Annotated in this window: 21 protein-coding genes; 13 read left to right on the forward strand and 8 right to left on the reverse strand. The window is 48.0% G+C overall.

Going from position 1 to position 25,648, the window contains the following annotated elements:
* Positions 1-98: 98 nt before the first annotated feature.
* The 5 genes from NC996_RS15895 (at position 99) to NC996_RS15915 (ending at position 4,673) form a co-directional block, all read left to right on the forward strand.
* Complete coding sequence (locus NC996_RS15895; protein WP_190684084.1) at positions 99-692, forward strand: PD40 domain-containing protein; 594 nt, start codon at positions 99-101, stop codon at positions 690-692.
* Positions 693-1,077: 385 nt separating this feature from the next.
* The gene (locus NC996_RS15900) at positions 1,078-2,544 is read left to right on the forward strand and encodes an ATP-binding protein (protein ID WP_190434941.1); all 1,467 of its coding nucleotides are present in this window, start codon (positions 1,078-1,080) and stop codon (positions 2,542-2,544) included.
* 161 nt (positions 2,545-2,705) lie between these two features.
* Complete coding sequence (locus tag NC996_RS15905) at positions 2,706-3,365, forward strand: DUF6391 domain-containing protein (protein ID WP_190411025.1); 660 nt, start codon at positions 2,706-2,708, stop codon at positions 3,363-3,365.
* 81 nt (positions 3,366-3,446) lie between these two features.
* The gene (locus NC996_RS15910) at positions 3,447-3,824 is read left to right on the forward strand and encodes a photosystem I reaction center subunit IV (RefSeq protein WP_190684087.1); all 378 of its coding nucleotides are present in this window, start codon (positions 3,447-3,449) and stop codon (positions 3,822-3,824) included.
* A 3-nt stretch (positions 3,825-3,827) separates the two neighbouring features.
* Positions 3,828-4,673, forward strand: a complete 846-nt coding sequence (locus NC996_RS15915; protein WP_190684091.1) for a DNA-formamidopyrimidine glycosylase — start codon at positions 3,828-3,830, stop codon at positions 4,671-4,673.
* Between the two features lie 71 nt (positions 4,674-4,744).
* Here NC996_RS15915 and NC996_RS15920 read toward each other — a convergent pair whose 3' ends face one another.
* Positions 4,745-6,187, reverse strand: coding sequence for a methyl-accepting chemotaxis protein (locus NC996_RS15920; protein WP_339380248.1), 1,443 nt, complete (start codon positions 6,185-6,187; stop codon positions 4,745-4,747).
* 534 nt (positions 6,188-6,721) lie between these two features.
* On the opposite strand from NC996_RS15920, the gene NC996_RS15925 reads away from it, so the two are divergent.
* Positions 6,722-6,937 (forward strand): NAD(P)H-quinone oxidoreductase subunit O, encoded by a 216-nt coding sequence (locus NC996_RS15925; RefSeq protein ID WP_190411028.1) that lies wholly within the window; start codon positions 6,722-6,724, stop codon positions 6,935-6,937.
* A gap of 692 nt (positions 6,938-7,629) precedes the next feature.
* Positions 7,630-9,450, forward strand: coding sequence for a right-handed parallel beta-helix repeat-containing protein (locus NC996_RS15930; RefSeq protein ID WP_190684094.1), 1,821 nt, complete (start codon positions 7,630-7,632; stop codon positions 9,448-9,450).
* A gap of 303 nt (positions 9,451-9,753) precedes the next feature.
* Here the strand turns inward: NC996_RS15930 and NC996_RS15935 are convergent, their stop codons facing one another.
* Positions 9,754-9,876: a photosystem II protein Y gene (locus tag NC996_RS15935; RefSeq protein ID WP_190411030.1), complete on the reverse strand. Its 123-nt coding sequence runs from the start codon at positions 9,874-9,876 to the stop codon at positions 9,754-9,756.
* A 120-nt stretch (positions 9,877-9,996) separates the two neighbouring features.
* Positions 9,997-10,551 (reverse strand): gamma carbonic anhydrase family protein, encoded by a 555-nt coding sequence (locus NC996_RS15940; protein WP_190684097.1) that lies wholly within the window; start codon positions 10,549-10,551, stop codon positions 9,997-9,999.
* A 126-nt stretch (positions 10,552-10,677) separates the two neighbouring features.
* Here NC996_RS15940 and NC996_RS15945 point away from each other — a divergent pair, with 126 nt between their 5' ends.
* From NC996_RS15945 to NC996_RS15970, 6 genes are all read left to right on the forward strand, one after another.
* Positions 10,678-11,187: a TIGR02652 family protein gene (locus NC996_RS15945; protein ID WP_190411032.1), complete on the forward strand. Its 510-nt coding sequence runs from the start codon at positions 10,678-10,680 to the stop codon at positions 11,185-11,187.
* A 136-nt stretch (positions 11,188-11,323) separates the two neighbouring features.
* Positions 11,324-11,776 (forward strand): VOC family protein, encoded by a 453-nt coding sequence (locus NC996_RS15950; RefSeq protein ID WP_190430292.1) that lies wholly within the window; start codon positions 11,324-11,326, stop codon positions 11,774-11,776.
* Between the two features lie 304 nt (positions 11,777-12,080).
* Positions 12,081-12,836, forward strand: a complete 756-nt coding sequence (locus NC996_RS15955) for an energy-coupling factor ABC transporter permease (protein WP_190434947.1) — start codon at positions 12,081-12,083, stop codon at positions 12,834-12,836.
* 43 nt (positions 12,837-12,879) lie between these two features.
* The gene (locus NC996_RS15960; RefSeq protein ID WP_190529767.1) at positions 12,880-13,269 is read left to right on the forward strand and encodes a PDGLE domain-containing protein; all 390 of its coding nucleotides are present in this window, start codon (positions 12,880-12,882) and stop codon (positions 13,267-13,269) included.
* Between the two features lie 19 nt (positions 13,270-13,288).
* Positions 13,289-14,062 (forward strand): cobalt ECF transporter T component CbiQ, encoded by a 774-nt coding sequence (gene cbiQ, locus NC996_RS15965; protein ID WP_190684100.1) that lies wholly within the window; start codon positions 13,289-13,291, stop codon positions 14,060-14,062.
* A 25-nt stretch (positions 14,063-14,087) separates the two neighbouring features.
* On the forward strand, positions 14,088-14,873 hold the full coding sequence (locus NC996_RS15970) for an ATP-binding cassette domain-containing protein (RefSeq protein WP_190434952.1): 786 nt from the start codon (positions 14,088-14,090) through the stop codon (positions 14,871-14,873).
* Between the two features lie 84 nt (positions 14,874-14,957).
* On the opposite strand, the gene NC996_RS15975 is transcribed toward NC996_RS15970, so the two are convergent.
* The 5 genes from NC996_RS15975 to NC996_RS15995 all read right to left on the reverse strand — a co-directional run bounded on the left by NC996_RS15975 (position 14,958) and on the right by NC996_RS15995 (position 25,254).
* On the reverse strand, positions 14,958-17,666 hold the full coding sequence (locus NC996_RS15975; RefSeq protein ID WP_190684104.1) for a CHAT domain-containing protein: 2,709 nt from the start codon (positions 17,664-17,666) through the stop codon (positions 14,958-14,960).
* Entirely contained in the window at positions 17,618-19,390 is a 1,773-nt protein-coding gene (locus NC996_RS15980) for a ShlB/FhaC/HecB family hemolysin secretion/activation protein (protein WP_190684106.1), read from the reverse strand. The genes NC996_RS15975 and NC996_RS15980 overlap by 49 nt, the downstream gene beginning before the upstream one ends.
* The gene (locus NC996_RS15985) at positions 19,380-21,782 is read right to left on the reverse strand and encodes a filamentous hemagglutinin N-terminal domain-containing protein (RefSeq protein WP_190534238.1); all 2,403 of its coding nucleotides are present in this window, start codon (positions 21,780-21,782) and stop codon (positions 19,380-19,382) included. Before NC996_RS15985 ends, NC996_RS15980 begins: the two co-directional genes overlap by 11 nt.
* A 150-nt stretch (positions 21,783-21,932) precedes the next feature.
* Positions 21,933-24,566, reverse strand: coding sequence for an S-layer family protein (locus tag NC996_RS15990; RefSeq protein WP_190534235.1), 2,634 nt, complete (start codon positions 24,564-24,566; stop codon positions 21,933-21,935).
* A 160-nt stretch (positions 24,567-24,726) separates the two neighbouring features.
* On the reverse strand, positions 24,727-25,254 hold the full coding sequence (locus tag NC996_RS15995; protein ID WP_190534232.1) for a hypothetical protein: 528 nt from the start codon (positions 25,252-25,254) through the stop codon (positions 24,727-24,729).
* Between the last annotated feature and the right edge of the window lie 394 nt (positions 25,255-25,648).

A 25,648-nucleotide genomic window follows, 5' to 3' on the forward strand; every position in this document is an offset into this window, starting at 1 on the left:
CGCCACATCGAAAGGGCGGGGGGAATCTCCGCCCTTTTGACGTACTTCCCCGACCAGACTGAAGTTATTTAATATCTATTCCGAAAAACTAATGACAAATGACTAAACACAAACGTTATCTGCCAGTTTTAGCAGTTGGTTTATTTGCCGCCTTGAGTGGATGTCGCGATCGCGGCTTGCTCACTCCGCCTCCGCAACTGCTGGGAGCCTCCCTCAACAGCTTAGCCGCCGAACAAGAACCCCGCTTTTCTTACGATGGTCGCTACCTCGTCTTTACCTCAAGCCGCCAAGCCCGTCGCGGCGTTTATCTCTACGACGTTCAGCGTCGTCGCCTTATCCCTCTCCCCGGACTCAACCAAGCGGGTGTCATCCACGAACAGCCAGATATCAGTGCTGATGGTCGTTACATCGTCTACATCTCCGAGGAACGGGGCAAACCAGATGTTTTCGTTTATGACCGCCAAAGCCTGCAATCTGAGGTCATTACCGACAATATTCTTGGTGAAGTCCGCCGTCCCACCATTAGCGGGAACGGTCGATTTATTGCCTTTGAATCCAATCGTTCCGGGCAGTGGGACATTGAAATTTACGATCGTGGCCCCAGTGTCGAATTATCCTTACCCACCAGTCGTTCGGCACCTCTAAACAGCCCTGAAGCCCCCGCCTCAACCACACCAGCGGCTCCCAATTGATGGACGCATCCCACTAAAGTTAAATAGCAGGGGTTGACCTGCTGTAGAGACATGATTAACCGCGAGTCTTCTGCAACCCTTCTAAATTTGGCTGACTCGGTAACTTTACGCTTCGTTTGTGATAAATAAACCGATGCTCTAGAAGTTCTTGTATCTGCGATTACATTCTAACTTAACACTGACGATTGCTTTAGGCATAAGTCCGAAAAAACAATCGCGATCGCGGACGATTTTTTACAATCAGAATATTGATTAAAAATCACTTATCATAAAAATAATTTTATTTAACCAATCTAATTAAATAAATTATCGCAAACCAAATTTCAACGTAACTAGGGAAATTTTTCCTAGAAAAGTGAAATGTTCTTGTTGATGAATGCTCGCAATGCTTAAGGAAACCGAATCAGCTTCTTCTTTGGAACAGCCATTAACCGTCTTACTCGTTGACGATCAAGCTCTGGTTGGTGTAGCAATACGTCGGATGCTTGCCACTGAAGAAGATATCATTTTTCACTATTGTAGTGAACCGACTCAAGCAATTCAAATGGCGACAGAAGTTGCTCCAACAGTCATCTTACAAGATTTAGTAATGCCCGAAATTAACGGGTTACTGTTGGTGCGATTTTTTCGGGCTAATTCCGCAACGCGAGATGTTCCGATTATTGTACTTTCAGCGAAAGAAGATCCAGCAGTCAAAGCGGAAGCCTTTGCTCTGGATGTAAATGACTACTTGATAAAACTGCCAGACAAAATTGAGCTAGTCGCTCGTATCCGCTACCACTCCAAAGCCTATCTTAACTTTATCAAACAGGCTCGGTTGCACGCTCAAGTAGAAGCACAAGTCGAGATGCTCAGCGAGAAATCTCGACAACTGACTGAAGCCTTAACACAACTGCAAAATACTCAAGCTCGGCTCATTCAATCTGAAAAAATGGCGAGTTTAGGTCAACTGGTTGCCGGTGTTGTTCACGCCATCAACAACCCAGTTAATTTCATCTACGGCAACCTCACTTACTTAGATGAATATACTCAAGCTTTATTGGATTTGTTGGTAGTTTATCAGCAAGAATATCCTCAGCCGTCTTTAAGGATTCAGGAACAGGCAGAAGAAATCGATCTAAATTTTCTAATTGAAGACTTGCCCAGAATGTTGTCTTCCATGAAAGTAGGCGCTGACAGAATCTGTCAGATTGTTTCGAGTTTGCGTAACTTCTCGCGCTTAGATGAATCAGCGATGAAGCCGGTCAATATTCATGAAGGAATTGAGAGTACCTTACTAATATTGCAGCATCGACTGAAAGCCAAGACAGAACATTCGGGAATTCAGATCCTCAAAGAGTATGGGAATTTACCCCCGGTAGAGTGTTATGCAGGACAACTCAATCAGGTGTTTTTGAACATTCTCAGCAATGCGATTGATGCCTTGAATGATTATGACAAAGAGCGATCGCCTGATGAAATCCGAAACCATCCCAGCCGGATCGTCATCCAAACCTCAATTGTCAGCACTCAGGGTTCGGCGGTCAGCGAACACACAACTGACAATCAAACAAATAATCAACAGGACGCACACGGCACAGTGGTGCCCCTAGTTGCTGATAAAGTAGCGATTCGGATTATCGATAATGGGCCGGGTATCGCTTCCGAAGTAAAGTCACGCATTTTTAATTCTTTTTTCACCACTAAAAATGTGGAAAGAGAAACAGGGCTGGGATTAGCCATCAGCTATCAAATTGTCGTTGAGAAGCACGGTGGAAGCTTGCAATGCTTCTCAGAGCCAGGAAAAGGAACAGAATTCGCAATCGAAATTCCCATTCAGCAGCCTGCTCATCAATCTACCTTGCTGGAGTAGCCTTTCAACAACTCAACCGACAAAACCCCAACGTGACCGGCTTTTGAGCGCGAGTAGCAGGAGTGGCAATCTCACAAAAATTTGCAACGGCTCAAAGGCGTAAACGCTAAAGTTGAAAAACATCCCAGTTAATCTATCTGCTTTTGGAGTAGTTCTACTCTATGACTACTGCTTCTGCTTCTTCTCAGACTGGCAACTTCTGGAGCTTTGACTGGAGCTTTGACTCCCCAGCTCCTCAACCGACACAAGATGCCGATCTCCTCAGAACCCTGAACTTTGTTCCTGGGCTAAAGGAAATCCTGATGCTGCGTCAGGTTCATGCCTTAGAACACGCCACGGTTTGGGTCTTGAGCGACACCTGTAACTCCCCGAACGCCAGGGGTGTATCAACCTCCAGGCAACTAGATAACAACACTCTAGGAGGTCTTTCCACCGACCAAGGATTTTACCTCTACGGTCAAGTCAACAGCGCTGATTTGCATCGTGCTGTTCGCACTGCCCTCCGGCGCATTACCCGTGGAGAATGGAACCTCGCCGTGCATCCGCGTTGCGGCACGAATTTGTCAGTCGGGATGCTTGTCACCGCCGGACTCGCCTTGGGTATCCATCTCGTCCTGCCTCGTGGCCCCATCGAGCAACTTTTGGGTTTAGGCATCGCTACCACCGCTGCTGCCCAATTAACGCCCGATCTGGGCGGTCTTGCCCAACAATACATTACAACCTCCATTCCCTTTAATTTGGCGATAGAAGACATTTCGGCAACGCCTGACATCTGGGGTCGTCCCGCTCACTTCGTCCGACTGCGTTGGATCGAACAGTAATAAAACTTAAAGACTGGGAGGCTCAGCAGCTCCCGATCGAGTAGTACGCTGTACCTTAATGACGTAAGGGAAAAAACACTTATGGTTCAACGTGGTTCAAAAGTTCAGATTCTCCGCAAAGAATCTTTCTGGTTTCAGGATACTGGGACTGTTGCTTCCATAGACCAGAGCGGCATCAAATACCCAGTGATTGTCCGTTTCAATAATGTCAACTACGCTGGCGTTAATACCAACAACTTTGCCATGAACGAAGTGGTAGAGGTTGAAGCACCCAAGGCAGCAGGGAAGAAACCCACTACTGCCGCTTCCGGTGGCAAACAAACCACCATCGACGAGCGGACTCGCAGAACAGGTCAGGGCAACCGAGTTCTTGATGGGAAGGCCAGCGCTGCCCCAGAGTCTGGAGAAGGTAGCTCAGTCGTACAAGGCGCTCCCAACCAGGGAACTGACTCACGTTAAGTTGTGCCAGAACTGCCTGAAGTTGAAACAGTTCGCCAGGGTCTAAATAAATTGACCCTGAATCAGGAAATATGGGGTGGCGATGTGTTGCTTGAACGCACAATTGCCCACCCCCTTTCCTCTGTAGATTTTTTGGCTGGGCTTGCCGGTTCAGTTATTACTCAGTGGCACCGGCGTGGTAAATACCTGCTGGCAGAACTCTCCTCATCTGCCTGGTTGGGCGTTCACCTGCGGATGACGGGTCAGCTGCTGTGGCTTGACTCGCAGGAATCACTCCAGAAACATACGCGAGTGCGGCTGTTCTTTACCAGTGAGAAGACCAGTGAGAAGGAGTTGCGCTTTGTTGACCAGCGAACCTTTGGCAAGATGTGGTGGGTACCGCCAGGAACACCGCCAGGAAGCATCATCACTGGTTTACAGGTTTTAGGCCCCGATCCCTTTTCCGCAGCGTTTTCCGTCGATTACCTGGCGCTGGCGCTGCAAAATCGCCGCCGTCCCATCAAAACCGCCCTGCTGGATCAATCGCTAGTGGCAGGAGTCGGCAATATCTATGCCGATGAAGCGTTGTTTCTCAGTGGTGTGCCACCTAAAACTCTTTGTGCCGATCTAAAATTAGCGCAAATTGAGCGTTTGAGAGGGGCAATTATTCAAGTGTTGCAAGCCAGTATTGAGGCTGGGGGAACGACTTTTAGTAACTTTCTCAACGTGCAGGGCGTTAACGGCAACTATGGCGGGGTCGCCTGGGTTTATAACCGCACGGGTGTCCCCTGTCGAGTTTGTAGCACACCGATTGAGCGCATTAGATTAGCCGGACGCTCCGCGCATTTTTGCCCCCAGTGTCAACGCTAGAATGTCAGCCCTATAAAATGCAGATGGGCAGGGGTGCCGAGGGGAGGGAGTTATCAATTCGCGATTGGCGATTAGACAATTGACTTCAGGTTTAGGGCTGCTTCGTTGAGGTTTTGGGTGCCCGCTTTGGTTTGACCGATTCCACTTGCCGTTTCTTTTGCTCCCTGGTGGAGGACGTTCATGGCATCAACGACTTGTTGAATCGCGATCGCTTGTTGTTGGGCACTCAAGGCAATTTGTTGGCTGTTTGTAACTACATGGTTGATGGCGTTCGTCATCCCCGTGAAGGCATCCGCAGTTTGATGAGAGAACTGTACCCCGGCTTCCACCGTCTTCGTGCCCTCCGCTGTCACTTTTACGGTTGAATTAATCGCGCGTTGGATGTCAACGACGAGGGTGTTGATTTCTTGCGCTGACTTCTTGCTTTGATCGGCGAGTTTCCGAATTTCCCCCGCCACCACCGCAAATCCCTTACCATGTTCTCCAGCCCGAACCGCCTCTACAGCAGCATTCAGCGCTAGCATATTTGTCTGGTTCGCGAGATCGCTTACCAAGTTTGTAATGTTGCTAATTTGATGAGTTTGTTCGTTCAATTGCAGAATTTGAGCTGCGATCGCTTCTACCTTCTCGCTGAGCGTCGCCATCCCTCCCAGAGTTTGCTGCACGGCTTCGGTTCCCCCTTCTGCTAATATCAGAGCCTGACGCGCTCCCGCAGAGGCTGCTGCGGCTTGTTGCGCCGATTGCAGGGAAGAAGTCCCCAACTCATCCATCGTTGTCGTGGTTTGATTCACCGAACTGGCTTGAGAGACAGCGATGCGTTCTTGCTGTTCAACGGTGCTAGCGATCGCTCTGGAAGAGTGCGCGATCGCATCGACGATCTCATTAATCTGCTGGCTGATGCGCGAAGCGATTAACGAACCAATTCCCAAAGCAAATATTGCGGATAATCCGGCACCGAGCCAAACTACAATCGTGAGCCAGTACATCGCAGTATCTTGTTGTTTAGCTTGTGCCGCTAACTGATAATTTGCTTGTTTAAGCATATCCTCACGCCAGTCATTAATTCCCAGCATTCGTATAGACTTCGTTAACTCAACAGCCTCGGCAATCTTACCGCTATCGAGCAAGTTGAATATCTTTCTAGACGCCTCATCAATTTCCTGACCCGCCTCAATAATTTTAGTCAAATTTTCTCGTTGCTGAGGGTCTTGAATCTCTCCCTCTAAAAATCTAGATGCTTCTCGAAATAACTTAATTCCTTCTTCGTAGGTTTTCTCATAGCTTTTCTCCTTGGGGAAAACCACATGACCTCTGGTATTCCGTACCATTACGGATATTCCAAGAATCATTTCATCTATTTGTATAATATTGTTTTGTATGGATTTGACCTCTTCCGCAACTTTAGCGACTTTGTGAATGTTGTAATGCACCACTCCAGCCACGCCCATTGCCAATAAAATTGGAACAGAATATCCTAGCAAAATGCGGGACTTCAGTTTTAATGGCTTATTCACCGAGTTACTCCTTTCCTGGCTACTGGCTGCTAATTGCCTGTTTGAGTGTTATTGATTACTGAGATAATCCAAGATGACTTGGTTCAGTTTGAAATAAAATAATTAGTTAGAAAAACTTTTAATCTTGCAAACCAAATTTACTTCTATATTTAGTATTACTATATTTATTAACTTAGCTCATTTTATTTCGATTAGTGCAAAAATTTTCAATGATTTACGAAACTAGCTTCGGGGTGTTATTGAACCACAAGCCGCAAAGAGCAAATAGACGTCCGCGTTCGTGAACTGGCTTTGAAAGAGCGAGCGTTTAGACGATGTTTGAAAAGTATCAAAAGTTGATATTATCTGTTTATCTCGCCTTGGAAAGGGGATAATTCAGCTCAAATTCCTTCTTTTCAAGGGGATCTCCACCATCTAAGTGTCTCAATTAGGACTTTTTCAGGCATCCTCTAAGTAAATTTGCTTTCAGATGATTTTCCCGCCCTCATAGAAACTAAAATAGTGATGAACTAGACACAAGGGCAGAACAAAAATATGGCAGTCAAAAGTGGCGATTTGGTTCGTGCTGTGCGAGAAAAATTAGAAAACAGTGTGGAAGCGCAAGCTAGCGACTCGCGCTTCCCTTCCTACATATTTGAAACCAAGGGTGAAGTTGTACAATTGCGGGGTGACTACGCACTCGTCAAATTTGGTCAGGTGCCAGCACCAAATGTCTGGTTACGTGCCGATCAGCTAGAACCCTTTAAGTAAACTCAACGGGTAGCTGCAACCTTGTAGGGAGACGAACCTCTAAGTAAGGTTTTAGCTTAGGGAGAGCCGACTTCCGTGGGCGGGTTGAAAATGTCCCTGTTGACAGATGACGTGCTGTACAGGCAGTTATCACCCGCCCTTACCCTCAACGCTAACAATTCGCTAATGATTGCAATAGAGCGGTTTTCTAAGAGCAACACCGCTTCGCTACCGCGTCCACCAACTTTCAATGAGCGAGAAAAACCCTTCAGTAAATTCTCGTTCCGGAGACGCTGAAGTTTTTTGCTCGTCCGAATTTTTACGGATTTCAGTAAAGCTCCAGAGGGCTATGATGTACCGCATACTAGGCTCTATTCTGAATCGTTTATTTAAGCACTTTTAGTAGCCGATTATCGGGAGAAAGGAGATAAGTTCATTTTGCTTTTTTCTGGCTTTTTACCTAAATTTTTAATCCAAAATTGATACAATTTTGGATTAAAAACACCTTGAACTATTAAACCATATATGGTATTTTAAAGATGAATTATTTAAATAAAAACTTTCGTATTGCTGGGAAGTTATTTTCAATTTTTGTTACAGTATTCTGCCTAGTTTTGATAAGTAGCAAAGTAAACTTACCTGGTTCAGTCTCTGCACAAGACTCAAAAGTTTACTATGTATCGCCCTCCGGCGCAGATTCTAATTCAGGAACTTTGTCTAAACCCTTTCAAAATATTCAAAAGTGTGCCAGTGTAGCGACGGCTGGATATACCTGTTTGATTCAAGGCGGGATTTATCGAGAAACTGTTATCCCCGCTAATTCTGGAACTGCGGGAAAACCCATTATTTTTAAAGCTTATCAAAACGAACAAGTAACAATTAGCGGTGCAGACCCGATTTCTAATTGGACTCTGCACAATCACCCCAGTGGAAAAGTCTATAAAGCAACGATGAACTGGAATTTAGGTGAAGGGAATAACCAGGTTTTTGTAAATGATGAAATGATGGTCGAGGCTAGATGGCCTAATATTAACAAAAACCCAGCACAAATTACCAGTAAAGACAAAGCGATCGCTGATGGTGGTTCAATTAACAACCCAAATGCTGCTGACAATTCACGAGTCGGCGGCACAATTTTAGATGAAGCTTTAAGTGACTTTCCTACTGGTTTTTGGAATAACGCCAAAGTCAATCACGTTCCTGGTCCAAATTGGGCACCCCATACCAGCACGATTACCAGTCACACCCCTAAAACTATTAATTTTAGCGACTATCAATATTATGCAAACTCTCTAGGCTATGCTCCAAAAGCGGGTAATTACTACTATATCTGGGGGAAGTATGAAGCTTTGGATGCACCGAAAGAATGGTTTAGAGATGCTTCGGGAAATTTATATTTATGGACGATAGATGGAAGCAATCCTGCAAGCAAACGTGTAGAAGTAAAAAAAAGGCAATGGGCATTTGAGATTAATAGTAAATCTAATATAAGCATAGAAAATATCAATATTTTCGCGGCAGGCATTCACTCAAATAATAGTTCTAATATTTCAATTAATCAAGTCAAGCTTTTGTATGGTTCTAATTTTGCAGTAATTCCCCATCTTTGGTATGACCAAGGAGCGCCAGCTATTTTATTGGGAGGAAATAATAACGAAGTAAAAAATAGCGAAATTAGGTATGCGGCAGGATCGGGAATTAGAATCGAAGGCAATTCGAGTAAAATTACTAATTCTATTATCCACGATACAAATTACTCCGGTACTAGCAGCGCCATCCATATTAAAGGCGCAGGCAATGCAATTATGTACAACACTCTATTTGATTTAGGAACTCCAGGCGCGATCAATATCAATGAATTGACGCAGGGCAAGGTGATGTACAACGAAGCGTTTAATATGGGGCGGCAAAATAGCGACGGAGGTACGGTGCAGGCATGGGGACATGATGGCAAAGGGACTGAGATTGCCTATAACAAAATTCACGATAGTCAAGCAGAATACAACCCCAGTTTGCATTATTTTGGCAGCATGGGAATTTATTTAGACGGCAACAGTTCTAACTATGTAGTGCATCACAATGTTCTGTGGAATATTCCCAAGCATGGGATTGCGATTAACAGTCACGGCACTCCCTGTTTAAATACAAATAGGCAAGTGTATAACAACACTGTAGATGGAGAGATTTGGTGGGAACCGTCTCGATCTAATATGAAAGGCACTATCCTCAAAAATAATATTGCTAAAGAATTTAAAGATACCCAGTCCGCAGGGGGGATGACAGTGGAAAACAATATTGTCATGGAAAAAGATGCGGCGGGTCAAATCACTGTTCCCGATGTACAGTTTGTAAATAGAAGCAACCACGACTATCAACTCACTGCTACTTCTGCGGCTGTAGATAAAGGTGCGGTCATTTCTCCTTACACCAATGGATTTGTAGGGAAGCAACCAGATATTGGCGCTTTTGAATACAATAAGAAACCGTGGACGGCTGGTGCCGCGATCGCTCAAGAAGATTTGTCTCTGAAATAACATTCTCCGCACTGATAGGGCGGATATTCTTCGTTCAACGATTCGGCTTGCCAATCTCCTGTTCGCGAAGCGGCGCGTCAGCGGAGCATTCGGAGCTAAAATCCCTCGGAACCTCAACCCCCAGCCCCTCGACCTCCACGGAAAGGGGAGAATAGAATATTGAAACCCTCCAAGAAGAGCGGGGAGGGGCAGGGGTAGGGTTAGGTCGTACTCCTTGCCCAGTCTTCTCCACCAAGAACCCCCTCGATCCTCTCAGACTAAGGGGAACAAGGGGGTTACTGCTAATTACTTGTATCGTCTCGTTCAGGATCTGTTGAGAAAACCCTGAATTTGTTTCAGAGCATACGGAAGAATATTAAACCCTGCCCAGCCTGCTGCTGCGATAATTGGCAGCAAAACGATTAACACGCGCCAGTCAAACTCCATTGAAGTTTCCTCTCTTATTGCTTAAAGATTTTTGAACAATTCTCATATTTTATTTTTAGGCATCGGGGGACAGTTTGATACATTCCTTGACTTATCCGGACTCCCCAACTGTCCCAGACATCAATGGGGCGTCGTAAATCCCAGATCCGTCCCCTTGCCTGCATGAACCAAAGCCAACTTCTCGTAGCGCCTCGAGTGTTCGAGCAGTTCTGCCGTCTCAGCCTCAGAAAGTTCGCGCACCCGCTTGGCAGGCATCCCCACCATCAGCGACGAAGGGGGCACATCCTTCGTCACCACACAGCCAGCACCGATAAGACTCCCAGCACCCACGCGCACGCCATCTAGCACCACTGCGCCGATGCCAATCAGGCAACCGCGTTCAATATGAGCAGAATGAATCACAGCGCGATGCCCGATGGTTACATGATCTTCCACAATGGTTGGCTTGCCGGGATCGCCGTGCAAAATCGCCCCATCCTGAATATTTGTCCGTTCTCCAATTTCAATGCGTTCCACATCTCCTCGCACCACAGCCCCGAACCAGATGCTGACCCCTGCACCAATCTTTACCCAACCCATGACAACAGCATTCGGGGCGACAAAGGCAGCTAAGGAGAGATCGGGGCTAGGCCAATAAGAATTATCGGAACCGAAGGACGGGTTTAAATTACTCACACGATGCGCTCAGTGACTCTACAAAATAACCACACTCTTTATGCTGAGGGCGAAGCTTCACCTACACAGATATAATAAAGCCACTGGCACCGTTGGACAGATACATAGAATGCCGATACAGACTCCATGATGAATCCAGGCTTACAGTACCCGATCTTTGGGCCGGAGATTCACTGCCCCCATTGCCGCCAAACGATTCCGGCCTTGACGCTAACGGATACTTATCTGTGTCCGCGTCATGGTGCCTTTGAGGCAGATCCGAAGACTGGTGAACTGATTCATTTACAGTCTGGGCGTCACTGGCGTCGGTGGAGTGATGAATGGTACCGGCAGCACACCCATCCGGATGGGATTCGGTTTGAGATTCACGAAGCCCTAGACCGGCTGTATACTCAAGGCTACCGAGCGACGCGAGTCATTATTGCCAGTCGTTATCGGGAGTTAATTAGTGCTTATCTGGAACGCAGCACCCCTTGGCGGGGGCAGTCAGATCCGCCGAAACCCAGGCTGTACGGATTGCCAGTGGAATTTAGCCCGGAACCGGAAGAAGAACCCTGCTGGGAAGTGATTAATTTCGATTTGGAAAAAGAACCGGGTATCCCTGTGAGATATCCTTATTTTCGGTTGTTTGAATAATTTCGTTCGTGATTAGTCATTTGTGATTAGTCATTGGTCATTTGTGATTAGTTATTGTCAATTGGGTAAAGACTGGCAGACGATCGCGAAAGACTAAACACTAAGGGCTAAAGACTGATCGCAAAGGACAAAAATCATGCATCATGTTTCGATCCGCACCGCAAATATTCATCGCGCGATCGCTTTCTACGAACATCTGGGATTTACTGTCTGCGAACGCTTCACCGCCGGGATCACCCTTGCCTGCTGGATGGAGGGGAGTCTCGGACGCATTGAATTAATCCAGATTCCGCAACCGAAACCCGCCCCTGACGCTTTTGGAGATGAGCATTACGTCGGGTACTACCATTTGTCTTTTGATATCACCGATACCGCATCTGATTTGCCGAGTTGGTTAAATTCTTTAAAAGAACGCTTTGATGAGGCAGCACAGACTTCTCCAGAGCAGTTTTTTCCCCTGAAGGTACTTTTAGAGCCAACGCAGCAAATGATCGGCTCAAGCGTCTACGAAGTCGCTTTCATTGCCGATACCGACGGCTTACCCCTGGAATTTATCCGCGTTTTGAGCAGCAGCGGCTCGGCAAATTAAGTGTTATTAATTGGGGAAATGATGTTGCAGGGGCTACCCTGCAACATCATTTTTTGATTTCGCAATGTCCTGACGCGCAGATGCGATCGCTTATACACCTTGCGATCGCAGATTTTCTGAATCTCAGTCTTAGAGAGGAGGAGTATTCCTTCAAATTATGCCAAAAGTAACAGATTTCTTCACCATACAATGATTAACTTAAAAATCCTCAATGCCCCCCTATCGCATTGCTTTTTTTGAAAAATTTATGTTTTATTAGAGGGTTGGATTTATTAAATAATCTGGCAGTAAAGGACAATTTTTAATGATAATTACAGCCCCGCTCCCTAGTATTGTCTCCTCTGGCTTACTGCACTGGATAATACAGCCGCAGTTAGCCTTGCACATTCCAGATGGCTTCTTGAGCTTGCCCGTTAGCCTCGTGACATGGGTACTCGCCATCGGACTGATTGCACTCGCTCTAAATCGAGTGCAGGCTGACTACCAGGAACGGGCAGTCCCGCTGATGGGTGTGTGTGGAGCCTTTATTTTTGCCGCCCAAATGATTAATTTCCCAATTCCAGGGGGCACCTCCGGGCACCTGCTGGGTGGGACGCTCGCGGGAGTTTTACTTGGCCCCTGGGCGGGATCGCTCGTCATGGTGGCAGTCTTCATCGTCCAGGCAGTCTTGTTTCAAGATGGTGGACTGACTGTGCTAGGAGCCAACATCACCAATATGGGACTCATTGGCACCTTTGCGGGTTACTACCTCTACAAAACAATTCGGTTTGCCTTAGGACGGGATAACTGGCGGGGAATGTTAGTGGGTACGGCAATTGCAGCTTGGGCAAGCGTGTTTATTGCCTCAATTTTGACAGCAGTACAACTAGCTTTGTCCGGAACAGTGCCCTTTGGGGTAGCCGTAGGGGCAATGGCATTTTGGCACGTCCTAATCGGCATTGGAGAATCACTGATTACCGTCGTAGCAGTGAGTTATGTATGGCGATCGCGTCCCGATCTGTTGTTCGATCCACCCCGCCGAGCTGTTTCCACTGCATCTCGTTCGTTGTCACAGCGTTAAGCACTGCGTGCATCTAGTTATATAGGGAAGGGATTAAACGTTTATGAGTAGCAACCTCTCGCGGGAACGCAACCGGGCTTTTGTCATCACTGGATTGGGTGTTGCCCTGCTGATTGCAATTTTTTTGTCTCCATTCGCTAGCTCAGATCCAGACGGATTAGACCGAGTTTCTCAGGATCTAAAGTTTGAGGATAAAGCAGCCGAAGAAGCACCCGCCCAAAAACTCCCCTTTTACGCTGTTTTTGAAGAATATGCCCTCAGAGGCGTACCAGAAGGACTCGCCACACCCTTAGCCGGTTTGATTGGAACCTTAACAACATTTGGTTTGGCTTGGGGGATTGGGAAGTTGGTGGTTCGCAATTCTGTTTCATCTTCCTCAGACTATGAAGTCCCCTCGTCCTCAGATAATCCAGATGGCCCCCTGGATAGATAAGAACTAAAGCGTAAAGCGAATGCTGCTGCACATTATTGCCGTTCAACTAGATGCTGATAGCGATCGCAAAACTCCCTGGCACTCATTAGCACCCCGGACTCGAATCCTGTGTACGCTACTGCTTGTATTTGCGATCGCCCTGACGCCAAACGGACGCTGGTGGACTTGGGCAATCTATGGGTTAGGCGTGCTAGGTGTCGTCCTGCTGAGTCGAGTCACTTGGAGCATCCTGCTGAAGCGAATCGCCGTTGAGTTTGCTTTTATTGGCGTTGTGCTGCTGGGCACTTTGTTTCGGGACGGCGGCGAGGTGCTGTGGTCTTGGGGAGTGCTACGGATTACCACCGTTGGGCTAACGGTCTTGGGTAGCGTGACCCTCAAGGCGCTGCTATCGCTGATGATGCTAAATGTGCTGACTTTAACCACTTCTGTTTCGGCGCTACTGAATGGATTAGTCGCCTTGCGAACCCCACCGCTGTTGGTGGCGATTCTGGCATCCATGTATCGCTACATTAGCGTCCTGATTGGGGAAGTTAACGCCATGCGTCGGGCAGCAGCCTCTCGCAACTTGATGGGCAGCAACCACTGGCAACGTCAGGTGATTGGCAACATGATGGGAACGCTATTTATCCGTACCTATGAGCGGGGGGAGCGGGTTTATCAGGCAATGCTGTCGCGGGGTTATCAAGGACTACCGCCTGTCGAGAAGGTGCCGTCGGGCGGACGCCGCGACATTGTGGCTTTAACCTTAACCGTAATTTTGGCATTGCTGGGACAAGTGGTTTATTTATTCTAAAAATTTTTAATTTTTAATTGTTGCTATGCACCATAATCCAATATTTATCGAAAATCTTAGCTATATCTACCCTGATGGAACTCATGCACTCAGGGGAATTAATTTATCGATTAAAGCAACGGAACGAGTGGCATTAATCGGAGCCAATGGTTCGGGAAAGTCCACTTTGCAGTTACATCTGAATGGGATTCTCTTACCCGAAGCGGGAGAAATCATCATTGGAGAATGGCCTGTCAGAAAGGAGAATTTGCAAAAAATTCGGAATTTTGTGGGGCTGGTATTTCAGAATCCAGATAATCAGTTATTTATGCCCACAGTTTGGGAAGACGTTGCCTTTGGTCCGATGAATCAAGGCTTGCGAGACAAGGAACTTACCGCACGAGTGCTTCAGGCGATGGCAGCGGTGGATATCGATCCAGAACGCTATGGACAGAGGAATACAGATAATTTATCTGGAGGCGAAAAGAAGCGGATTGCGATCGCAGGCGTGCTGGCAATGAACCCCCAAGTGTTGGTATTTGACGAACCCTCGGCTCAGCTAGATCCCCGTTCTCGTCGCCAGTTGATCGAGTTGTTAAAAAGCTTGCCGCTGACGCAACTGATTGCCACCCACGACTTAGATTTAGCCTTGGAGTTATGCGATCGCACGGTAGTCTTGAGTCAGGGTCAGGTCGTCTACGATGGTGCAACTGAGCAGGTGATGAGCGATCCTGACTTCTTAGTTCAGCACTCTCTAGAGTCGCCCCTCTGCTACAGTCGCCCTTACTGCCAGCTTGAAGATGCGCCGGTTAAAAAGCGCGTTCTTGTTTGAAATTTAATACTTTTCGGTGAATTACCGATAGTTCCCCACTGCATTCAAACGAGATATTGCTATAGATTTGAAATCTTCCCACCACTATAGCCAATTCCCCACTAGCACGTAGGGTGCCCAGTAACGGGGATGCTGGTATCGCGGATTCTGCAACAGAGACATCTGGGCAAACCGGAGTGCTTCCGCTTTCGTCTCCTTGGTATTGGTTAACTCTTGATAAAACTGACTCATCAGAAGGGCGCTACTCTCATCGTCCAGCGACCATAGAGACGCGAGGGTACTCCGCGCCCCAGCGCGTACCGCAACCCCAGCCAGTCCTAAAGCCGCCCGTTTGTCCCCGGTAGCGGTTTGGCAAGCACTGAGGACGAGTAATTCGATCGCAGTTGGTCGGTTCGTATCTCTAATTCGGAGTAAATTATCCAACTGAGTGACATTAATCCGATTATCCCAAGTCAGAATAAATGTCTCCTCAGCTTTAGAACTGAATTGACCGTGAGTGGCAAGATGTACGACTGGGAAGGAAACCGCATTCATTTCTTTTTGGAAAGCGGTACTGGTAAATTCCCGATCGAGCAGTACCGTAGTGGGCACTACAGATTTAATCTGATTTAATTCCAGCGTCACATTGTTAAGCGCCGCAAAGCCTTGGCGAGATTCGGTGAGTCCGGCAGTTAAAGCTTTAATTTTTCCTCGTTCTAAAGATTTGGAACCCAGTAACTGCAAGCCTGGTGTTAATGCGACGCCATACTTTTGAACCAGGTATTGTTGACCGTCGTAGAGTGCAGCCATCGGGATATTTCGCAAGGAACCATCGAGGACAAATACCAAAGTTTTAATGTTGCTCGCGAGATCCTGGGATGCAGGTAAAATCAGCCAATCATAGACTTGCTTGGATAAAGCTTGAGTTTCTTTCAGCGTGTAAGGTTTAGTCAGTTGCTTTCGCAAGTCTCCGACAATTCTTTCTACTTCACTCTGGTTGATATCAGTTTTGTAGTGGCGTAGCGGTTGTTGAGGTAACTTGAGAATGACTTCTAATCGGTCTGCCAAAATAATCGGATAGATGACTGCGGCGGTCGGATCGTCTTTATCGATGACTTGGTCGATTTGGACTGTTTTGCCTTGCAAACAAGCGGTGCGAAAGAAATTATCGAGTTCAGCAAGTTGCAGCGATTCAATCGTGTTACGGGCTAGTTTGAGATTGTCTTGACTCGGCTTTGAAGTTTCCTCTGTTTGCAATAGCAATTCGACAAGTTGCCGATAGATAGGCTCAACTTCTTCTCGAAAAGAAAACTGAACGTCAGGATTAATGGTAACTAAATCGCTGCGGAGAGATTGGAGAATATTCACCGCTTCCGTGTAAGCAGCGATCGCATCTTTGGTTTTTCCCTGCGCTTTCAATAAGCGTCCTAATTGCCATTGCCAGCGATAGGAAATATCTGAGGCGTTAATTGATTGGGCAAGAAGTAACGCTTGCCGAGTCAAGTCTTGGGCATTCTGCAATTGCTGAGTTTGTTCGTATAGTCCACCCAGATGTCCTAGGGCATAAGCTTCTGCCCGGATATCTTGGATACTTTTAGCTTGTTGAACCGCATTTGCCAACACCTGACCGATTTCTGTCCAGGAGGAAGTATTTGCCGTGTCAGCTTGTTTGAGTCGCGTCAAACTTTGGGCAAAATTAATCTTGGCATAAACTGCTGTTCGACTGGGGGGGAAACTCGCAATTTCCGCTTGCATTTGGGAACCTAAAGCCTTGGCAGCGCTCAATTGCTTCGTTTCCACCAACAAACTCAACTGATTGAGTTTGGCTTGGTTGCGGGTCATTGGGGAAGGGGCGGTTGATTCAGCTTGTTGATAAAACTTTAAAGCCGCTTCCGTATCCTGTTGCGATCGCGCGGTATTTCCTAAACCCAGGAACGCTGCACTGATATCTGGGGGAGACTTGAGTTGCTGGGCGACATCCAAACTTTGCTGCAAAACCTGCCGGGACTTCTCTAAATCGCCAACGACGCGGAGGGTGTTACCGAAAGAACTCAGAGCGATCGCTTTCATCGGATTGGGTTGATTCGCCAGCGTCTCCTCTACCTGAGTTAACGCCTTCGCCGCTTGACGATAACGCCCTAAAGATTGCAGCGCTAAGCTTTGGTTAATTAAGCTACCTGTAATTCCCGCCTTATCGCCTGCTTGCGTATAAATAGCCGCCGCTTGTTCCCAAGTCGTTAAAGCTTGTTCCGCTTGTCCGAGTGCCAATTGCAGCTGCCCTTGGATGTTGAAAGCTTGGGCGAGAACGGGCAAGTGGTCTTTGTTGGGATTTCTCGCTTCTAATAGTTTCAGACTGTTTGCGATCGCTTCCGTTGCCTCTGTCCACTGTCCGAGTTGTTGGTAAGCTAACGACAGGAAGCTCAACGTAGAAGCTTGATTGAGGATATCTCCTTGCGTTTGAAAAGTTTTTGCCGCTTGTTGCCAAATCCTTACCGCCTCAACAAACTGCCCAGTTTCATAAAATTCTCGTCCCTGTTGTACTTGAGTTGGATTGGTTCGTTCGGTAACGTCTAATGCAATGCTTCTCGAATCGGGGAAACCTAATCCCCTAACCCCCTTCCCTACAAGGGATGGGGGAATCGCTCTTTGTCCCTCTCCTAGTAGGAGAGGGGTTGGGGGAGAGGTATCCAACAGCAGCGAATGAGAGTGTACCTTTTGACCCCAGAAAAGCAAAAGGGTCAACGTTAATCCGAAAAGCCCGTATTTTAGAAAAGATTGTACTGCACGGAAAAGTACAGACCGTTTTCTTGCCATGTTCTTTCCCTCGAAGAGAGATTCACTAAAGGAATTCCCCAGTCCAAGCGGGCGCTGAAGCGTGGTGATTGCCGCCACTGCAATCCTAACCCAACCGATAAAAGTCTATTGGGTTCAGGATCTTCTCTGCCCGAACTGTTCCAGGCGGTGCCAAAATCGACGAACGGAATGATTTGGAGAACACCCTGCACTTGGGGGACGCGCAGCACCGGGTACTGAAGTTCTGCACTTAGCAAGACGCCGTTATCCGTCAGCAGAGCATCCTGACGATAACCCCGAATGCTTTCTAAGCCGCCTAAACCAAATTGTTCTAAAGGGACTAGCGTTCTATCTGCTAGTTGCACGTTGCCACGCACCAATAGCAACGTTTCTGGCGCGAGGAGACGTACCCACTGGGCTTGCCCTTGCCATGAATAAAAGCGACTATCGGGACCAGATTCGTTGAGAGTGGCATCAAAGGCACCGAGTCCGATATTAAATTGCGATCGCAAGGCAATGACTTGTCGCGTGCCGGTTTGCGTCCACTCCTGAAAAAATCGCAAGGCGGATATCCGGGTGCGTCCCTCGTCATCAGCACCCGCCGATAGGGGAAACGGAATCTCTAGCAAAGACGTTTCGCTTTCCCGCCGAGATGCTGTTAAACCGACGGTGAATTGTTGGGTGGGGGTTTGAACAATTGGCTGGCGCAGCGTCAATTCATAGTAGCGCGAGGCGGCATAAATATCGAGTCGGTCGAAGGGTGGCTCAATCACATCGCTGGATGTGGTGCCGTAGCTGACGCTGAACGTGCCATTGTAAGGATTAATCGGCAGTGTGTAAGAAGTATCGAAGCTATCGCTGCCATCCGTATTGCTGTAGGCAAGGCTTAAACCATCTCCCAAACCGAATAAATTCGCTTCATTCACTTGCAATCGGCGTCGGAAGCTGCCCACACTGGGAGAACGACCGTTATCGATGCCGATTTGGGTGCTAAAGGTCTTCGCCTCTGTTATCCGAACCTCCAGCAAACTGAATCCCGGACGGGTTCCAGCAGAGAGTTCCGCGGATAAATTGGCAATCAGCGGATTGAGTTGCAGCAGTTGTAATGCTTCTAAGAGACGCTCTCGATTGAGCGGCTTTGAGGTGGCGACAGCCAAACGCGATCGCACGTAGTTGGAATTTAACCGTCGCGTGCCGCTAATTTTAATGTCTTCTAAGCCGCCTTCGACGACCTGAATGGTGACGACGCCTCCCTGAATCGTTTGGTTGGCGGGAATCAGGGCACCTGACGTAATATACCCTTGGTTGACGTAAAACTCGGTGACAGCAGTTCGAGCTTGCAGCAGTTCGGCAAAAGAAATTGGTCGATTGGTAAACGGCTTGGTAATTTCCGCTAGCTTTTCGGAACTGAAAGCTGTATTGCCGATGAATTCAAACTTTTCCACCGTAATGTTGCCAGGAACCGTCTCCCCCGGTGTCTCCTCGTCTGGGGAAGGCTGGGTGGGGGACTGGAGTAAGTCTTCTGGCGGCGGTAGTGGCGCAGGCGTTTCCGGGGACGGAAGCGGCGAAGGGGAGGGAGGTAGCGGTTGAATGATGTCTTGTGGCGGAGGGAGTTGAGGAACTTGAGCCGAGTCAATCGTTTCCGGAAGCGATTGCGCTGCTTGCGCCGTCAAGCAGATACTCAGTATGGCTAAACTTAGCCGAAGCAACAATAAGCGATCGCCCCCAGAAAGATTACGGCACATAGCACTTAGCGGTTGTTAGCCCGGAATGAAGAGAGGAGTACGGAACAGCAGCGGTGAGAACAACTTCGCCTTTATCGTTTTTCACCCAACCTTGTGCTTCTACCGGCTCTTTTGTCAAGTTTGACTGTATGGCAACATCCTTTTGGGAGTGAGTGGAAGCTGGTGCAACCTGACGCCAATCTGTCCAAACGGCACTGCTGCTTCGGGTTTCGCTAGGATTGTCCGGCAACCCTCCGCTTCCCGTCACGGTGAAAGAACTCGCGACGTTGCTGCCACTCGCCGGACAAGTTTGTGCTATCAATCCAGAAGCATCGACCAATTCGGCTGGTAAAGTCGCTAACCCGCGACTGGGATCGACATCCAAAGTATTAATTTGTACGGTACCATCGACTCCAAATTCCGAACTCGCCGTGATGTCACTTTGGGAGGTTGGGCGCGATCGCAACTGGCTACCAAAGATACCAGAAGTGGAGATGTTGATATTCCCTCCCCGACCTTGGAAGGCATTGGCGGTAATATCGCTATTTTCAGTCGGGACAGCGACGATGAATTTGGCATTGATGTCCAGATTCCCGCCATCTCCACCTGCTTTTGCAGTGCCTGCGGTGGTGGAAAGGTTACTATTGCGGCGCAGCAATAATAAGTCTTGCACTCGCAATCGAATATTCCCGCCGTCACCGGATACAGTTTGGGCGTTGAGGGTCGCCCCATTGTCTAGCAGGATAGAGCCAGAGTCAATTTCGAGTTCGCCAGCTTTTCCTAACCCTTGACTGCCCACAGAGATTTGTCCCCGATCCCGAACCGTTAACCACTGAGTTTTAACCGTCAGACTTCCCCCATCTCCGGTCGAAAATGCCGGAAGATTACTGCTATCGGAGGGGGAACCATCTCCGTCTCGGATGACATCGGCGGGGTTGCCGGTGCCAGCAAATAATCTGCTGCGAAGCTTTCCATTCCCTGAAGTCCCAATCAGTTCTACCAACTCAGAGGCATTCACCTCCACATTTCCCCCGAAACCTGCCCCAAAAGTAGCCGCAGAGACTTCTGCCCCATTTCGGATCGTCAATTTCCGAGTGGTAATCGTTAAGTTTCCAGCTTTCCCATTGCCTCTAGAAGTTTGAACCGACAATCCACTGGGACGGCGATCGCTCGGTGCGGTGCCACTCAGTTCCACCCGATCGGTGGCATAGACGTTGATACTTCCTCCCTGCCCCGTTCCGGAACCACTCGCTGATATCCGCGCCCCATCCCGAACTAGCAATTGCCGGGTCGTAATTGTCACGTTTCCCGCATCTCCCCCTGCATCTTTAACATCACTGGCGAGTTTGCTGGGTTTTTGACCATCCGCTGAGGTGCCGATCAGTTCTACCGAATCAGAGACATTGATGTCGATAATCCCTCCTTTCCCCTTGCCGGTGGTTGTTGCAGATACCTGAGAACCCCCTTGAACGATCAGCCGCACAGCTTGGATAAAAATTCCTTGTCCATTTCGATTCCCCAGGGTATTTGCAGACACTTTTGATTCATCGCTGAATGTCACCTGTCTGCCGGAAAGCTGGATCGCCCCGCTACCTTGACCATTGACATCAATTACGGCTTGATTCGTGAGGGATATATCTGCATGGACGACGCTATCTAGAAATTTCAAGCGCCAACGATTGCCTTCGACATTCAGCTTTACGGTTCCTGGTTCTGCGACTCCTGCCAACTCGACTCGACCACTCCGCGCTTGTAAAAGCCCGCCCTTCCAACTCACATCACCGCCTAATAACAACAAAGTCTGATTTTCTGCGACTTTCAGGGTGCTAGCAGAACCCACGATTGGTTTCGGCAGTTGTGAAGAGATGAACCCACTCGGATCGCCAACCATCGTCAGTAAGCTACTCGCTCCTTCTGGATTGGTGGCGCTAAACTGACTACCATCCGCCCACACCAAAGCATCCAGCGTGGTGGCAACAAAAGAGCCTCTGGTGGTGCTGCCGACATTGAGTTGAGCCTTTGACCCGAAGTGAATGCCACTGGGATTGATCAAGAAGAAGTTGACCGGCTGATCGGTAAAAATTGAGCCGTTAATCAAGGAGGGAGAACCCCCTGTAACGCGGGACAGAATATTCTGGATATTGGCGGCGCTGCTAAAACCCGCTACCTCGCCTGCGTTGAGGCTAAATTTTCCAAAGCTGTGGAACAGATTACTGCCGACGGTTTGACCCGCTGATTGAGGAATAACGTAATTAGGACCCGTTAAGGTTTTTACCAAGCCGAGGCTGCCATCAAGGGTGATATTTTGGGCGATCGCGCGATCGCTCCCAGCGGCGATCGTACCCAGCGCGATCGCGCTTCTTATCCAACAAGGGTGGCAATGCAGCGATCGAAGCACTCTGCGAATTAACACGCTTGGCTAGCATTACCTTGACGGTAAGGTTTCCGTATATTCACGCAATAGCCTAACACAGCCTACCCATTTAGATGCTCACGTTTAACCTTTTTCCATAAAAGTTGAACTAACTTGCTAACACTGAATCATCAAGACGCGATCGCAATATTAGCGAGGACACTGGGACGCTAACGCTAAACTCTTAGGGGAAGAAGAAACAGCAGCCATCAGCACGACTTCACCTTGATGATTTCTCCCCCATCCAGTCGCTTCCACGAAAGGTATCGCCGGGGAATGAGCCTGAGATTCGGCAACCGCAGTTGAGCGAGGGAAAGCTTTTGCAGCGTGCGAGATCCGATTTGGACGGCTTGTTTGAGAAATTCGCCAATCTGTCCAAACGACGCTGCTGCTTCGGGTTTCGCTGGGATTGTCCGGCAATCCACCGCGCCCAGTCAAGATTAATTCACTTTGTGCAAGCCCCCCACCAGTCGGACAAGTTTGTGCCACCAATCCAGACGCATCAACCAACTCCGCGGGTAAAGTCGCTAACCCGCGACTGGGATCGACATCCAAGGTATTGATATTGACTGCGCCATTTACACCAAATTCCGAACTCGCCGTGATATCACTTTCTGGCGTGAGGCGGGGGCGAAACTGGGTGCCAAAGATGCCAGAGGTTGTGATATTGATATTCCCTCCCCGACCTTCAAAGGCATTCGCAGTAATATCGCTATTTTCTTCAGGGACGGCGACAATGAATTTGGCATTGATGTCCATATTGCCGCCGTTTCCACCTGCCTTATCGGTGCCTGCGGTGGTGGAAATGCTACTACCGTGGCGCAACTGCAATAAATCCTGCACCTGTAGGGTAATATTGCCGCCATTTCCCGATTTGGTTGTTGCAGTCAGGGCGGCTTGGTTGTCTAAAAGAATTGAACCTGCCTCGATTTCTAGATTGCCTGCATTTCCCGTCCCTTGGCTGCTGACATTGACTTGAGCGCCATCTTGGACAATTAACTGCCCCGTGGTAATTTTTAAGTCTCCCGCAGTTCCAGCCCCTGATGTTTGAGTCAGCAAGCTGCTGGCTTGCCCCTGAGCCGATATTCCTACCAACTGCACAGACTTCTTAGCGGTGATGGTCAATTTTCCTCCCTGACCCTCCCCTAAAGTTCCCGCCGATACCAGCGCTCCATTCTGGACAGTCAACTGTCCCGTTTCAACCGTCAAGTCTCCCGCGGCGGCGCTACCTGTTGTCCCCACCAACAAGCCGCTTCTAAACTGACTATTTGCTGACGTTCCAATGAGTTGTATCGAATCTGCGGTGACGCTCACCGTTCCGCCTTTACCTGTCGCGCCGCCAAAAGTAGAAGCAGAAACCTGTCCCCCATCCTGAGCAATCAACTGTCCGGTTTTCACGGTCAAGTCTCCAGCAGCTCCGGAGCCGCCTTGAGTTGCTGCAAACAAACCGCTAGGATTTCCTTTTGCGGAGGTGCCAATCAATTGTACGGACTGTTGTGCGGTAACATTCAATTTTCCGCCCTGACCTGCTGCATCAATCGTAGAAACTGAGACCTGCGCCCCATCTTTGAGAGTTAGCCGATCAGTTTTCAGCGTTAAGTTTCCGGCGGCTCCAGCACCTTCAGTTTGAGTAAACAAGCCGCTAACATCTACCCCATCTGCTGAAGTACCAATCAATTCCACAAACTTTGCAGCAGATACGCTTAACGTTCCCCCCTGACCCGTGCTAAAAGTAACACTTCCTATCTGCGACCCATCTTTGACAATCAACTGCCCAGTTTCAATTGTTACGTCTCCAGCCGCGCCATCCCCGATAGTCTGCGTTAACAAGCGGCTTCCGGCTAAGAGTTCGAGGGACTCCTGTGCGGTTACGGTAATCGTCCCCCCTAGATTTGACCCGATGGTGTTCGCCTCAATTTTTGAGCCATCGGTGAGCGTAATCCGCTTGCCGGAAAGCTGGATAGCACCGCTGCCCTCACCACTGGTATCAAGGACCGCTTTTTCTGTTAAAGAAATATCTGCTAGTTGCACCCCTGCCGGAAAATTCAAATGCAGATTGTTCCCATCAACATTTAGCCCTACAGTTGCTGCTTGCGCCACTCCTCCCAACTCGACGCTACCGCCGGGAGCTTTTAACTGCCCTGCTTGCAACTCTATATCCCCACCCACTAACAACAAACTCCGACCATCAGGAACTTGTAAACCTATCTCAGAAGATTGAATAACAATCGGCTGAGGGGCAATTTGATTAAATAAAAAAGCCGAAGGATTGACCGTTAGAACTGGGGGAACATTCGGCGCAGAAGCACTGAAAAAACCCTGAGTGTCAAACGCAATTGCATTCGCTGTCGTCGCTACAAACGAACCACCGATATCCAGAGAAGCCTTTGAGCCAAAGAGAATCCCATTGGGGTTAATTAAAAATAGATTGGCATCGCCAATTACCCCCAGCGTCCCCAAAATCTCGCAACGGCTCCCTCCTGTCACCCGACTCAGTATGTTTTTAATCGCTGGAGGAGGAAGAAAATAGGCGGCTCCAATTTCTCCAATATCGAATTGTTTAAAACTATGAAACAAGTTGGAATCCCGTGTTGCACCGCTAAAGATAAATTCAACCGGAATGCCAGGAGCAACAGGTACCACTACAGAACTTTCCGTTCCTAAGGTTTCATCGGGTACGATTTGGGCACATACGCGACTGACTTTGAAAAGCGCCCCTACTATCGCCAACGAGCATACCAGACCCAACTGCAAAGTCTGTTGGAGCCAGCGTTTAGGGTTCACGGGATTTGTCTCCATTCAGGTAAGTGAAGAACTGAGTTGGGTATTTTACTGCAACAAAGCTTGTAAGATGTCTAGAAAGTTTTCGCTTCTTCCTAACACACCTTAAAAAGAAGAATTGAGCGTTAAACACTCCCTAATTTACCCAAATTTACAATAGCGCCTATTCTATGAAGCTCAAGTTCAAATTTGACTCGAATTGAGTTGCAAAAGTTACGCGATCGCTCACCAAACTACTAAAGTCAATATTTGCAGTTTGGCTGACTAAATTGCTATTTGCTAAAGCGAATCTAACCAGAGGTGGCACAATAAGGATTGCACCTAAAATATGTTTAAAGTGGGCAGGAACGTTAGGAGTAGCAGGCACATAACTTTTGATGCCATCCTGAAATAGATTGAAGTCTTTAATAATGTCAAAACCATCAGCACTCTGGACATAATAGCCAACTCCCATCTGTATGCCCCAGCCAATAACGTTGGTAAATACAAAAATATCGCTGCCAGCACCGCCTGTGAGAGTGTCAAAGCCAGCACCTCCAACTAAGGTATCATTGCCAGCGCCACCAATGAGATCGTCAATGCCATTGCCTCCATAGAGGTCATCTTTTCCTTCAAAACCAGTAATGGTGTCATTTTCTACACCCCCCTTTAAATTCGGGTCATTTCCAGAAGTACCGTTGATAATTGCCATGTTAATTCCTCTTTATTAATGTTTTTGTTGTTAGCTTAGTGTTAAAAAACACAAGGCTAACCATCTGCTTTTGTGGAAAATTACTCAGTTAAAAACTCTATTCGCTGTGCAGCCGCTAAATGCGAGATTAGTTGTATAGCAATTCAAGGTTTGGATGCGATACATCTGTAGAGATATGACATTGCCATATTCCTACCAAGGCGGCGAAAACGTCAGCACCGCGATACATTCCCCCCGGCTGAAAAACACTATAAAATTCATTCAAGCTTCTCCAACCAAGCGTATTTTCAGTGCATTGAGTGACAATTTGCTACTGGAATTGGACTAATGGCAGAGAACTGATTGAAACTAATCTCTTAATTGGCAAGTTTTTAACCCTTACTTTATAAGGTTA

The organism is Trichocoleus sp. ST-U2, from assembly GCF_039961875.1.
Classification (GTDB): Bacteria; Cyanobacteriota; Cyanobacteriia; order Cyanobacteriales; family FACHB-T130; genus FACHB-T130.

Excerpts from the sequence above, each read along its gene's own strand:
- NC996_RS15975 (WP_190684104.1), bottom strand. The coding sequence starts at position 17,666 with ATGGCAAGAAAACGGTCTGTACTTTTCCGTGCAGTACAATCTTTTCTA.
- NC996_RS15910 (WP_190684087.1), top strand. The coding sequence starts at position 3,447 with ATGGTTCAACGTGGTTCAAAAGTTCAGATTCTCCGCAAAGAATCTTTC.
- NC996_RS15980 (WP_190684106.1), bottom strand. The coding sequence starts at position 19,390 with ATGTGCCGTAATCTTTCTGGGGGCGATCGCTTATTGTTGCTTCGGCTA.
- NC996_RS15900 (WP_190434941.1), top strand. The coding sequence starts at position 1,078 with ATGCTTAAGGAAACCGAATCAGCTTCTTCTTTGGAACAGCCATTAACC.
- NC996_RS15945 (WP_190411032.1), top strand. The coding sequence starts at position 10,678 with ATGATGAATCCAGGCTTACAGTACCCGATCTTTGGGCCGGAGATTCAC.
- NC996_RS15960 (WP_190529767.1), top strand. The coding sequence starts at position 12,880 with ATGAGTAGCAACCTCTCGCGGGAACGCAACCGGGCTTTTGTCATCACT.
- NC996_RS15950 (WP_190430292.1), top strand. The coding sequence starts at position 11,324 with ATGCATCATGTTTCGATCCGCACCGCAAATATTCATCGCGCGATCGCT.
- NC996_RS15970 (WP_190434952.1), top strand. The coding sequence starts at position 14,088 with ATGCACCATAATCCAATATTTATCGAAAATCTTAGCTATATCTACCCT.
- NC996_RS15995 (WP_190534232.1), bottom strand. The coding sequence starts at position 25,254 with ATGGCAATTATCAACGGTACTTCTGGAAATGACCCGAATTTAAAGGGG.
- NC996_RS15895 (WP_190684084.1), top strand. The coding sequence starts at position 99 with ATGACTAAACACAAACGTTATCTGCCAGTTTTAGCAGTTGGTTTATTT.
- NC996_RS15955 (WP_190434947.1), top strand. The coding sequence starts at position 12,081 with ATGATAATTACAGCCCCGCTCCCTAGTATTGTCTCCTCTGGCTTACTG.
- cbiQ (WP_190684100.1), top strand. The coding sequence starts at position 13,289 with ATGCTGCTGCACATTATTGCCGTTCAACTAGATGCTGATAGCGATCGC.
- NC996_RS15935 (WP_190411030.1), bottom strand. The coding sequence starts at position 9,876 with ATGGAGTTTGACTGGCGCGTGTTAATCGTTTTGCTGCCAATTATCGCA.
- NC996_RS15925 (WP_190411028.1), top strand. The coding sequence starts at position 6,722 with ATGGCAGTCAAAAGTGGCGATTTGGTTCGTGCTGTGCGAGAAAAATTA.
- NC996_RS15905 (WP_190411025.1), top strand. The coding sequence starts at position 2,706 with ATGACTACTGCTTCTGCTTCTTCTCAGACTGGCAACTTCTGGAGCTTT.